Consider the following 12,534-nt stretch of genomic DNA (forward strand, 5'->3'; position numbering starts at 1 on the left):
AGTTACCCTATCTGTCGTGCGCCTGCGAGATCCAGACGGCAAATGTGTACAAAACCTTCATCATTCTGAACATAATGCTGTTGCAGCCACTCAGCCATTTTCTCTGCGGTAGCCATATCATTACAAATGGAAAACAACGTCGGGCCGGAACCAGAAATACCACAGGCCAATGCGCCTATCTCTTTTGCTGCTTCACGAGCTTTATTAAAACCTGGTAACAGTTGTCTACGGTACGGCTCAGCAACAACATCTTTCATCAATCTGGCTGCCAGTTCAGGTTGCTGTGTATGACAAGCATGAATAAAACCAGCAAGAAAACGCCCATGGTCGATAACATCCCGCTTCGAGTACTTAGCAGGTAAAATTGCTCTGGCTTCTGAGGTAGAAACTTTAATGCCCGGATAAGCCATCACCCAGAGCCATTCATCAAATGAAGGCACTGACTGACAGATAATATCCCCTTGTTCCATAATCAGTTGCAAACCGCCAAGGTAACATGGCGCGACGTTATCATAGTGAATGCTGCCTGAAATACGCCCTTCCAACTCGCCCATCATTTCCAGTAATTGACCTTCGCTGAACGGGCGTCCCGTAAATTCGTTGAGTGCCATTAAACCCGCTACAACAGAACAAGCGCTGGAACCAAGACCAGAACCAATTGGCATATTCTTTTCTAGCGTCATCTCCACAGGTAATTGTTTACCTAAACGCTGGCAGAATAACTGCCAACATTGATAAACGATGTTGTTCTCCTGTTTTTCAGGTAGCTTCCCCACAAATCGTCCTTCATTACGCAAACTGAAACTATCCGCCGCACGAACAGCAACACAGTCACCTAACAAAGTCCCATCAACAGGAGAAACTGCGGCTCCCAGTACATCAAACCCAACACTGACATTCCCAATAGATGCGGGAGCATAGACTTTAATCACAATTAAACTCCCTGTTTCCAGGATAAAGTACGCAGCATATCGGCAAAAACCCCGGCGGCGGTGACATCATTACCGGCTCCGTAACCACGCAGTACCAACGGTATCGGCTGATAGTAACGAGTGTAGAATGCCAGCGCATTTTCGCCATTTTTAACTTTATAAAGCGGGTCATTGCCATCTACAGCAGCAATTTTCACTCTGCAACGACCATTCTCAATCATGCCAATATAACGTAACACTTTCCCTTGAGCTTTCGCTTCTGCTACACGCTGGTTGAAAACCTGATCAAGCGAGGATAGACGTTCAAGGAAAGTCTCCACATTGCCGCTATCATCAAAGGAAGCGGGTAACACCGGCTCTACATCAATATCATCCAATTCAAGCTCACAACCTGACTCACGTGCGAGGATTAACAGCTTACGGGCAACATCCATACCAGAGAGATCATCACGAGGATCTGGCTCGGTATAACCTTTCTCCTTCGCCAATAAAGTTGCCTGAGATAATGATATCCCTTCATCCAACATACCGAAAATAAAGGAAAGAGAGCCGGAAAGAATGCCATTAAACTGCACCAACTCATCACCCGCATTCAGCAAATTCTGTAAGTTTTCAATAACAGGTAGACCCGCTCCCACATTGGTGTCATACAGGAATTTTCGTTTGGATTTTTCTGCTGCTTTACGGATCTGATGGTAATAAGCCATTGATGCAGTGTTAGCTTTCTTATTCGGCGTTACCACATTAAACCCATCACTCAGGAAGCTAGCATACTGATCTGCAATTTGCTGATTAGAGGTACAATCCACTATCACCGGATTAAGCAAATGATACTCTTTCTCCAGGCGGATCAGACGACTCAGGCTAAATGGTTCTTTAACTTCTGACAAACATTGCTGCCAATTATCGAGACAAATACCTCTCATATCCGTCAGCATAGCCCGTGAATTAGCGATACCACATACCCGTAAATCAATGTGTTTTTGTTTTAACCACGCTTGCTGGCGACGGATTTGCTCAATTAAAGCGCTACCAACACCACCGACGCCGACAACAAAAACCTCGATCACCTGATCAGTGTTAAATAACATCTGATGGCATAGGCGAACTGCGGTAGTAGCAACTTCATTGTCGATAACCGCCGAGATAGAACGTTCAGAAGACCCTTGTGCAATGGCAACAATATTGATGTTACCGCGAGCGAGAGCCGAGAAAAAACGGGCAGAAATGCCGCGCAGAGTACGCATACCATCACCCACAACAGAGATGATAGAGAGATTTTCCATCACATCCAAAGGATCAAGTACACCATCTTTCAGTTCTAGATAGAATTCTTCACTCAATGCCTGACGTGCACGTTCCAGTTCACGTTGAGGCACACAGAAACTGATGCTGTATTCTGAAGATGACTGAGTGATTAACACAACAGAAATCCCTTTGCGGGACATAACCGCAAATACTCGTGCGGCCATACCAACCATACCCTTCATTCCGGGACCTGATACGTTAATCATGGCCATATTGCTGAGGTTGGTAATACCTTTCACTGGTGTACTTTCATCTTTCTGCCCATCACCGATAAGTGTTCCCGGCGCATCAGGATTGGCTGTATTTTTAATCAAACAAGGAATCTGAAATTGAGCAATCGGAGCAATAGTCCGCGGATGGAGCACTTTAGCCCCAAAATAAGAGAGTTCCATTGCTTCCTGATAGGACATTCCTTTTAATAAACGTGCATCTGGCACAATTCTTGGATCACAGGTATAGACACCATCGACATCAGTCCAGATTTCACAACATTTAGCACGCAAACAAGCAGCCAAAACAGCGGCAGAATAGTCAGAACCATTACGTCCTAAGACAACCAACTCTCCTTGATCATTCCCAGCGGTAAAACCCGCCATCAGGATAATATGATCATCAGGAATATTTAGAGAAGAAATGCGCGTTGTAGACTCATTAATATCTACTGTAGATTCAAGATAATGACCTTGTGCCAACAGATTTTTTACCGGATCAATCACTGTGACCTTATGACCACGCGCCTGTAATACAGATGCCATAATGGCGATAGAGAGTTTTTCACCACGGCAAATCAGAGAAGCGTTAATACTGTCCGGGCATTGGCCCAATAATGAGATACCATGCAAAACCTGTTTTAATTGAGCAAATTCTTGCTCAACCATCATTTTTAACCGTTCATAATCAAAACCGGGTTGCGCCTGTACTAGCCCCTGCAATAAATCAGCAAAGATCTGTTCAGCATCGTGCATATGGGTAATAACGTCTTGCCCAACCACAGTTTTTTCGATCATGGCGACTAAATGATTAGTTATTTTTGCCGGGGCAGAAAGCACTAACGCAACCCCTCCTTGAGAAAGCTTTTTCTCAGCGATATCGGCGACACTCAGCATACGCTGGCAGTTAGCGACCGAAGTCCCTCCAAATTTAAGCACTAGCATTGACATTTTTCTCCTGATTCAGCGCCAAAAAAAAACCCGCATCTGATTTAGATGCGGGCTTTTTTATCTGTTTTGTGTATGCGTCAGCCCGCCCCGCAACTTGTAGTTCCGGTGGTAGTAATAATTGTGGTTTTCAGGCTGATTGTTTGCATAAGTTCCTGTCTGTCATTTAATGAGTTCGACCCTATATTGGTTAAAGGAATCTGTGCGCAAAGTCAAACATTTTCTTTAGACAACCTTATATTTTCGATATTTCTTGCATTGAAATAATTTATTCTATAGTCACCAATGCAAACAAATATATCCAATTTAATGCCTTCGTTCAGTTGTTAACTCTATTTTTAACAAAATTAACAATATATTTTGTCTTTTAGTAAAAATCAGGTATTTTTGTTCACCGGCAAGCACAAGAAAGACTATTTTTTATACAAAAGTATTTTGCATGTTAACAGAAATTTTTCATTTTCCTGCATAATACAAAGTATAAAATAACAAATATAAATAATATTAACGTGCTACAATCAATTTTGATGTACGTCAATAAAAGGTAGTTTTTTTAGATGGTAAATGCATTGCAAGCTGTTATATTGCTGTTAATAGACTAACATAACACTGTTTAACCAGTTTTTTCGGGTACATGCCCACCAAAGGAAAAACAACTTTTACTTTCAGTGTAAAACATATCAATAAATGTTATTACTGACTTAAACTATAATTTCAGTGATGACAAACAATAACCAGTAAATATCCTGAGATAAGAGTAGTTTGAGTCATTCTGATTTTATTTTTAAGCGATTTTAGGTAGCAACCATGCAAACCCCGCACATTTTGATTGTTGAAGACGAAATTGTCACTCGCAACACCCTGAAAAGCATTTTCGAGGCTGAAGGGTATGTTGTTTATGAAGCCACCGATGGTTCAGAAATGCATCATATTCTGTCAGACAACGACATTAACCTGGTGATTATGGATATCAATCTTCCAGGCAAAAATGGCTTGTTACTTGCCCGCGAATTGCGTGAACAAGCGAATGTTGCTTTGATGTTCCTGACCGGCCGTGATAATGAAGTGGACAAAATCCTTGGGTTGGAAATTGGGGCAGATGATTATATCACCAAACCATTTAACCCACGTGAACTGACCATTCGCGCCCGTAACCTGCTTTCTCGCACCATGAATTTGAGTAACGTCAGCGAGGAACGCCGCCAGATTGAAAGCTACAAATTCAATGGTTGGGAATTAGATATCAATAGCCGCTCTCTGATCAGCCCTGCTGGTGAACAATATAAATTGCCACGTAGTGAGTTCCGCGCCATGCTTCATTTCTGTGAAAATCCGGGCAAAATCCAGACTCGCGCAGACTTGCTGAAAAAAATGACAGGCCGTGAACTGAAGCCCCATGATCGTACTGTTGATGTGACAATTCGTCGTATCCGTAAGCATTTCGAATCTACCCCAGATACTATGGAGATCATTGCCACTATTCATGGTGAGGGTTATCGTTTCTGTGGTGATTTAGAAGCGTGATTTGAATTAAATAACAGGATGGGATGTCTTTGTAGAAACCCCATCCTATTCTCTCAATTTTCCGCAACCTTCCACGGCATAATTGGCACAGCACTGAGTGCGTTCTTCGGCGAACCATCAATTACTTTGTCTGAATAAGTCAGATAAACAAGTGCATCACGGTTTGCATCATAGAAACGGACAACCTGGAGTTTTTTAAACACCAATGAAGTTCGCTTCTGGAAAACAACCATGCCTTTCTTACCACTCTTTTTAATCTTGTCTGTTAGCTCAATAGGACCCACCTGTTGGCAGGAAATAGCCGCATCAGCGGTATCTTCCGCAAGTCCTAAGCCACCTTTGATTCCACCTGTTTTTGCCCTACTTAGATAACAAGTCACATTTTTCACATCAGGATCATCAAACGCTTCAACCACAATTTTATGATCAGGCCCGATAAATTTAAAAACAGTATCTACCGAACCAATCTCTTCGGCCTGAGTTGCCAGAGGTATGAACAACAATATGGTTGCTACGAATATCTTTCTGATCTTTAACATATATAATCCCATACCTTAATCAATTCAGTGTAAAACTTCACCACAGTGATACCAGATAGAATGGTAATACTATCAATAACAATAGTTACATATAAATATAATTTCACAAAGTAATGAGTGAAATAATAATCTTAACAAGTATCCTATTGTAAATAGGAGACTTGTTTTACACTTAGTGCTTATATCCAGTAGAGTTATTGCTGAATGCTATTCTTGTCAATAAATTGTGAACATGGGCAGCACGTGGAAACCAGAACATACATACCCAATGGATTTCAAGATGCATCGCGACGGCAAGGGAGCGAATCCCCGGGAGCATAGATAACTCTGTGACTGGGGTGAGTGAGTGCAGCCAACAAAGAGACAACTTGAAAGATAACGGGTATATGTAATACACGAGAATGACTCATCTCGCTCACCCTACGTATTTGTTCAGAATGGCAAACAAAATAGCCTGGTGGTATAGGCTCTTATATTATTCTTTCTGGTCTTACATGACTAAGGAGATGTATGGATCAAACCAACATCATTCGTGATTTATTGCGTTGGCTAGATAATCACTTAGATCAACCATTATCACTCGACAATGTTGCAGCCAAAGCAGGCTATTCTAAATGGCACCTGCAACGTATGTTTAAGGACGTTACCGGCCAAGCTATCGGCTCTTATATCCGTGCCAGAAGGTTGTCACGGGCAGCCGTTGCCTTACGTTTAACCAGTCGCCCTATTCTGGATATTGCTTTGCAATACCGGTTTGACTCCCAACAAACTTTTACCCGTGCATTTAAAAAGCAGTTCAACAAAACACCTGCATTTTATCGACTCAGTGAGGAATGGTGTGCCACAGGTATCTGCCCCCCGATATTACTGGATAAAAGGCATATTCCTGAAGCAACATATATCACGCTGGAAGAGCTGCAACTGGTTGGTATAGAGCAGTCCTGTTCCTATATGCTGGAACAATGGTCAAGTTTTTGTACTGAAATGCGCCAAAATTTCTGGACATACTATCTGCAAAATGCAGAAGTGCTACCGCCAGTGCTTTATGGTCTTCACCATGCGATTCCCAATCCAGAAAAAGAGGATGAGCAAACCGTATTTTACACCACTGCGGTAGAACCCAAATATGCACAGTTTGATGTGGTCGGCAGCCAGCCCGTTACATTACCGGCTGGGGAGTATGTCTCATTCAGTTACTATGGCACCAAAGAAGGCTTACAGAATTTTCTGTTCACCGTCTATGGTATTTGCCTGCCAATACTGAATCTGACCCGCAGAAAAGGATACGATATCGAGCGTTATTATCCCACTCATATAAATGACAGAGACAAGGAAGCGAAGAATCATATCATAGAATTTCAGTATCTTATCCCCATCCAACCGTTAACGCTGTAATTCATCCAGTGCAGGCGTATCCAAATGTGTGATATCGCCTGCCATTTCTACAATCCAACCAGATGCCAGCCATGGACTGTTTTGGTAATCCACTCTGGACAAAGAGCAATTACGCAAACGAAGACGACGTTCAGCATGAGCGGGTAATCCTAATATTGTGCCAACTAAACATCCCAGAGCAATTCCATGGCTAACTAATAACGGGCGACTGCCACCAGGCAGATTACGGCAGTTTTCCAGCGCGGCTCTCATGCGCACTGCCAATTCATCCATAGATTCGCCTTCAGGGATACGCCCGCCAGGTGTACCATCAAGCATTTTCTTACGCCAGATTTCCTCTTCAGAGGTTAGTGAATCAATATTTCTGCGCTCAAGCACTCCCATATTCAATTCACGTAAACGTGGCTCCAGAATAATTTCACAACCACAAACCTCAGCAATGATTTCTGCGGTACGGCGTGTGCGTCCGAGATCACTGGTAATAATATGAGTAATACTTTCAGATTTTACTCTTTGCGCCACTAATCTGGCCTGATATTCGCCTGTTTCAGTTAAAGGGCTGTCAGATTGTCCCTGAATACGACGCTCCGCATTCCATTCTGATTCCCCGTGGCGAACAAGATATACCTGTAACATTTTCATTTTCCGTTATACTGCGTAAATATTAGTTCAAAGGATAACTTATCTATTATGTATCACGTTATTGCTGCAACCACCAACCCCGCCAAAATTAAGGCCATTAGTCTCGCATTTGATGATATTTTTGGGCCAGGTGCTTACCGGATTGAAGATATCAACGTAGACAGTAGTGTCCCACAACAACCCATTGGTAACACAGAAACCCGTACTGGTGCCCGTCAGCGTGTAATGGCTGCCAGACAGGTTCGCCCCGAAGCAGATTTTTGGGTTGGTGTGGAAGCAGGTATTGAAGATGATATGACATTTGCCTGGATGGTAGTAGAGTATCAGCAAATTCGTGGAGAATCTCGCTCAGCCAGTCTGATGCTACCAGAAAAAATTCTTAATGGTATCCGTGAAGGCCGAGAATTAGGGCATGAAATGGCTTACCTTACAGGTATTGACAACATCAAGTGGAAAGGCGGTGCCATTGGCTTTTTCACCAATGGTATCCTGACTCGTACCAGTGTATACCATCAAGCCCTGATACTCGCTTTAGTACCTGTATATCATGAAATTTATAAAGAACTGGATGGCCGCTAAACAAGCATTCATCATGGGCCGCAGCCGGCGGCCTGTTATTTCAATAATTGCTCTTCTAACCAAGCTTTCACATCATTTGGTGCAGATTTTAGACTATTAGAGCCACGTGTGATAGTCGCAATTCCAACCCCAAGTTCATTTTTCAACTCACGTTGGCTCATTTGCCCACTCATCAATTCCTGGATAATTCGGACTCTTGTAGCCAGCGCTGTTCGTTCATCCGGTGTCAATAATAACTGCAAAATCGGGTGCTGTAAATTTTGTGTAAAAGCCTGTTGGAGTAACGTCACAAAGCGTTGCCAGTCTTCATTATTTTGTGGCGAAAGTGCCGGATCTGTCAGATGATTTGGAGTCATAATTAATCAGTTTCATACTATTCAACTAGTACGGCAGAATAACATAGTTTGCCATAAATCAGTAACGCCTTTGCCATTCTGCGTTAGTCAACACATTTGATGATTTACCCATGAAATTACCGTAGAAAACATCATAAGCCAAAACATTTTTGACATAATTCCGAGTTTCGGAAAATGGAATACTTTCAATAAAGGCTATCGCGTCCAACCGTCCACCGCTGTCAGATAACCAGCGATCTACACGAGTTGGGCCTGCATTATAAGCAGCACTGGCAAGTATCCGATTATTCCCAAAACGCTGATAAACAGACTCAAGATAAGCAGTACCAATTTCAATATTAGTCAATGGGTTTATCAGTTGGCTACTGTTTGCATATCCCTGAATACCATTTTGCTTAACCGTATATTCCGCCGTTTCCGGCATCACCTGCATCAAACCAACTGCACCGACAGAAGAACTCGCTTGCGGGTTCCAAGCACTTTCCTGACGCGCTATCGCCATTGCATAACTCTGAGAAATGCCTTTATCTGACGTAAAATGGTTAAATTCCTGCTGCCATGCCAATGGGAAACGCTCTTCAAGGTGGTCCCACATTTTTCCGGTTATTGTCGCCTGTACACTAAGAGCCGCCCATTTTTGGTTAAAAGCATAACGGGCAAGTTGCTCTTGTTTTGATTTACTCTGACTAGCAACCAGATAGCTCCACTCTATACGAGCAAGATTATCCATTTGCCAATATATCAGTTCCCTTACTCTCCGCACTTCAGGTATTGCAGCAATAGCAGCATCTGGTTTCTTTGCTGTATTAATGATTAGTGGATAGCTGATATTCAGTTTTTGCGCAGCAACCATTGGATAAAAACCACGACCTTCTGTCAGCTTACGCAGTATTGCCTCACCTGCACTTTTTTTACCCTGTGCCAATAAAATATTAGCTCGCCAATAACGCCAGTGCTCTTTATTCTGGTTCTCTGACGGTAACAATTTGATCCACTGATCCAGACCACGCTCATCTGCGTTACCCAATGCCAAACGAACACGACGCTCAAGCAGTGAAACAGATTGGGTATCGCGGATTACATCATCACGCCACTTTTCCTGTTCATAGGTCACATTCCCCATCAACTGCCATGCAACAATCTCTTTTAACCGCTGGCGCTCACTTTCATTCATCTTTTGCACTCTAACAATTGATGGAATGATCGTTCTTGCCTGATCCGGATCTTGACGGGCAAAACGTAAGAAGGCGGCTACGGTAGCTGCACGAGTAAAATCAGTCGGTCCAGCATTATTAGCAAAATCTAATACAGTAGCAGGATCATCCTGCAACTTAATCAGGCCATCACTGATACTTTTGTATCCTGGTGACAATCGCTTAGCGAGGTAACTGACCAGAGAAGTATCCCCTGCTTTCAAGGCGAGATTAATACGCTGTAATACCAATTCCACCGATAAATAGCCTGCCTGCTGCCAGACATCCAATAATTTATCGCAGCTGGCTGGTAAAGAGCGCCCATTCAACCAGACATCTTTTGCTCCCTGCCAAGCAACCGACTTCTCACCTGTAGCCCATTTAGCAAAATAGTAATTACAACGGGCCGTAATAGATTTCGGGACCGTGGGACTGAATACCAGCACACCACTCCAATCTTCACGACGTGCAAGCTCATTGATAAAACGGGATGATAAAGAACGTGCTGGTGGTAAATTAGGATAACGATCAATAAAGTCACGGATCTGTTCTGATGTCACAAGAGCGAGATCATAATTCAATTCTCGATATTCCAAGTAAGGATAAAGCGGATAATCTTTTAATGTTGGCATCAATCTCGCGACTTCAGCCATATCGCTGGCATCCCACGCTTGCTTAATCTGCTGATATCTTTGTCGCTGATTATCCAGAGAATCAGCGTTTGCTGCTACAGATACAAAAACCAACCCTACAGTCACCGCAAGGTGTTGCCATCTAGCCATTACCACACTCCTCCCGGAGATCAAGTTGAATAGGTTGATATTCGCACACACATGAACATCATAATAATATGATTAATACTAATTACCACATTAATTTATCCCATTATGAAATATTTAACCATATATCTCATTAAGGTAAGCTTTTTATCTAAATAAATTAATCACACTTAATAAACTCAACCCAGCATCATTTCATTCCGGCAATTGGGTTATAGAGTTTATTAACTTAAATCGGGTAAACTGTGACAAATCGTGTTCAAATGAGCATAAATAACCTAACTTGATATAATCAAACACCAACACGCCCTGTTCTTACAACTTACTTTGCAAAACAGGCATTATAACAATCAGAGATAGCGAGGCTCATAGCAACGTGGCTCAATATGTTTACTCCATGCATCGGGTCGGTAAAATTGTTCCCCCGAAACGTCATATTCTGAAAAATATCTCCCTGAGTTTCTTCCCGGGAGCAAAAATTGGTGTTCTTGGTCTTAACGGCGCAGGGAAATCCACCTTATTACGTATTATGGCCGGTATTGACAAAGACATCGAAGGAGAAGCCCGTCCACAGCCAGGGATTAAAATTGGCTATCTACCACAGGAGCCAAAATTAAACCTTGAGCATACTGTGCGTGAAGCTGTGGAAGAAGCGGTCAGTGAAGTAAAACATGCACTGACGCGTTTAGATGAAGTCTACGCAGCCTATGCTGACCCTGATGCTGATTTTGACAAACTGGCTAAAGAACAAGGTGAACTAGAAGCGATTATTCAGTCACATGATGGTCATAACCTTGATAATCAGCTTGAACGTGCCGCTAATGCGCTACGTCTGCCATCATGGGATGCAAAAATTGAGCACCTATCCGGGGGTGAACGCCGCCGCGTAGCAATCTGCCGTTTACTGCTAGAAAAACCAGATATGCTGCTATTAGACGAACCAACTAACCACCTTGATGCCGAATCTGTTGCATGGCTGGAGCGCTTCCTGCACGATTATGAAGGTACTGTTGTTGCAATCACTCACGATCGTTACTTCCTTGATAACGTTGCAGGCTGGATTCTGGAGCTTGACCGTGGTGAAGGTATCCCATGGGAAGGCAACTACTCTTCATGGTTGGAGCAAAAAGATGCTCGTCTGGCTCAGGAAGCATCGACAGAAGCCGCCCGCCGTAAATCTATCGAGAAAGAATTAGAATGGGTTCGCCAAAATCCAAAAGGCCGTCAAGCGAAAGGTAAAGCACGTCTGGCACGTTTTGAAGAATTGAACAGCGTTGAATATCAGAAACGTAACGAAACCAGTGAACTGTTTATCCCACCGGGATCACGCTTAGGTGACAAAGTTCTGGAAGTGGAAAATTTGACCAAATCCTATGGCGACCGGGTTCTTATCGATAATTTGAGTTTTTCCCTACCAAAAGGGGCGATTGTCGGGATTATTGGGCCTAACGGTGCCGGTAAATCTACCCTATTCCGTATGCTTTCCAACCAAGAGCAACCTGATTCCGGCACTATCACGTTAGGAGAAACCGTCAAACTAGCTTCTGTAGATCAGTTCCGTGACGATATGGATGACAAGAAAACCGTCTGGGAAGAGATTTCTAATGGTCAAGATATCATGCGTATCGGTAACTTTGAGCTCCCAAGTCGCGCCTATGTTGGGCGTTTCAACTTCAAAGGTGTTGATCAAGGTAAACGTGTCGGTGAACTGTCTGGCGGTGAAAGGGGCCGACTGCACTTGGCCAAACTGTTGCAAGTTGGCGGTAACATGCTGCTACTCGACGAACCAACCAACGATCTGGATATTGAAACCCTGCGCGCATTAGAAAATGCCCTATTGGAATTCCCAGGCTGTGCAATGGTTATCTCCCATGACCGCTGGTTCCTTGACCGTATCGCAACCCACATCATTGATTATCAGGATGAAGGAAAAGTGACCTTCTTTGAAGGTAACTTCAGTGAATACGAAGACTATAAAAAGCGGACTCTGGGAGCTGAAGCACTAGGTAGTGTCCCTTAATTATATAATCTCCGGCAAAAGAGTCGAATACAGCCTAATTTCACCATCGACAGATAGTTTCGTGCTGTTTTTTCATAGCGTGTTGCAATACGTCGATTACCTTTCAAAAA

Annotated in this window: 11 protein-coding genes, 1 pseudogene and 1 other annotated feature; of the genes and pseudogenes, 4 read left to right on the plus strand and 8 right to left on the minus strand. The window is 43.1% G+C overall.

What is annotated here, in order from left to right; genetic code table 11:
* Positions 1-2: 2 nt before the first annotated feature.
* Complete coding sequence (gene thrB / locus EAE89_RS19535) at positions 3-932, minus strand: homoserine kinase (protein ID WP_054477347.1); 930 nt, start codon at positions 930-932, stop codon at positions 3-5.
* 2 nt (positions 933-934) lie between these two features.
* Positions 935-3,394 (minus strand): bifunctional aspartate kinase/homoserine dehydrogenase I, encoded by a 2,460-nt coding sequence (thrA, locus tag EAE89_RS19540; RefSeq protein WP_214086449.1) that lies wholly within the window; start codon positions 3,392-3,394, stop codon positions 935-937.
* A gap of 25 nt (positions 3,395-3,419) precedes the next feature.
* Positions 3,420-3,539: a sequence feature (Thr leader region), on the minus strand.
* Positions 3,540-4,204: 665 nt separating this feature from the next.
* On the opposite strand from thrA, the gene arcA reads away from it, so the two are divergent.
* Complete coding sequence (arcA, locus tag EAE89_RS19545) at positions 4,205-4,921, plus strand: two-component system response regulator ArcA (protein WP_054477346.1); 717 nt, start codon at positions 4,205-4,207, stop codon at positions 4,919-4,921.
* Positions 4,922-4,974: 53 nt separating this feature from the next.
* On the opposite strand, the gene creA is transcribed toward arcA, so the two are convergent.
* Both creA and EAE89_RS24045 read right to left on the minus strand, forming a co-directional pair.
* A complete protein-coding gene (creA, locus tag EAE89_RS19550) occupies positions 4,975-5,460 on the minus strand; it encodes a protein CreA (RefSeq protein WP_072161831.1) in 486 nt (161 codons plus the stop codon).
* Positions 5,461-5,735: 275 nt separating this feature from the next.
* Positions 5,736-5,870, minus strand: a complete 135-nt coding sequence (locus EAE89_RS24045) for a hypothetical protein (RefSeq protein WP_262499887.1) — start codon at positions 5,868-5,870, stop codon at positions 5,736-5,738.
* A 100-nt stretch (positions 5,871-5,970) separates the two neighbouring features.
* Between EAE89_RS24045 and robA the strand changes: the two genes are divergently transcribed.
* A complete protein-coding gene (gene robA, locus EAE89_RS19555) occupies positions 5,971-6,855 on the plus strand; it encodes an MDR efflux pump AcrAB transcriptional activator RobA (protein WP_214086450.1) in 885 nt (294 codons plus the stop codon).
* Here robA and gpmB read toward each other — a convergent pair.
* Entirely contained in the window at positions 6,844-7,491 is a 648-nt protein-coding gene (gene gpmB / locus EAE89_RS19560; RefSeq protein ID WP_054477342.1) for a 2,3-diphosphoglycerate-dependent phosphoglycerate mutase GpmB, read from the minus strand. The two genes, robA and gpmB, sit on opposite strands and share 12 nt — an antisense overlap.
* Before the next feature lie 54 nt (positions 7,492-7,545).
* On the opposite strand from gpmB, the gene yjjX reads away from it, so the two are divergent.
* Positions 7,546-8,076 (plus strand): inosine/xanthosine triphosphatase, encoded by a 531-nt coding sequence (yjjX, locus tag EAE89_RS19565; protein WP_054477340.1) that lies wholly within the window; start codon positions 7,546-7,548, stop codon positions 8,074-8,076.
* A 35-nt stretch (positions 8,077-8,111) separates the two neighbouring features.
* Here yjjX and trpR read toward each other — a convergent pair whose 3' ends face one another.
* Both trpR and sltY read right to left on the minus strand, forming a co-directional pair.
* Complete coding sequence (trpR, locus tag EAE89_RS19570) at positions 8,112-8,432, minus strand: trp operon repressor (RefSeq protein ID WP_054477338.1); 321 nt, start codon at positions 8,430-8,432, stop codon at positions 8,112-8,114.
* A gap of 58 nt (positions 8,433-8,490) precedes the next feature.
* Positions 8,491-10,407: a murein transglycosylase gene (gene sltY, locus EAE89_RS19575; protein ID WP_054477336.1), complete on the minus strand. Its 1,917-nt coding sequence runs from the start codon at positions 10,405-10,407 to the stop codon at positions 8,491-8,493.
* 373 nt (positions 10,408-10,780) lie between these two features.
* On the opposite strand from sltY, the gene ettA reads away from it, so the two are divergent.
* Positions 10,781-12,424, plus strand: coding sequence for an energy-dependent translational throttle protein EttA (ettA, locus tag EAE89_RS19580; protein WP_214086451.1), 1,644 nt, complete (start codon positions 10,781-10,783; stop codon positions 12,422-12,424).
* Here the strand turns inward: ettA and EAE89_RS19585 are convergent.
* Positions 12,421-12,534 (minus strand): annotated as a pseudogene (locus tag EAE89_RS19585) (IS5/IS1182 family transposase); the annotation flags it as partial. The gene ettA and the pseudogene EAE89_RS19585 sit on opposite strands and share 4 nt — an antisense overlap.

It is taken from the genome of Photorhabdus heterorhabditis, assembly GCF_018448905.1.
GTDB classification, from domain to species: domain Bacteria; phylum Pseudomonadota; class Gammaproteobacteria; order Enterobacterales; family Enterobacteriaceae; genus Photorhabdus; species Photorhabdus heterorhabditis.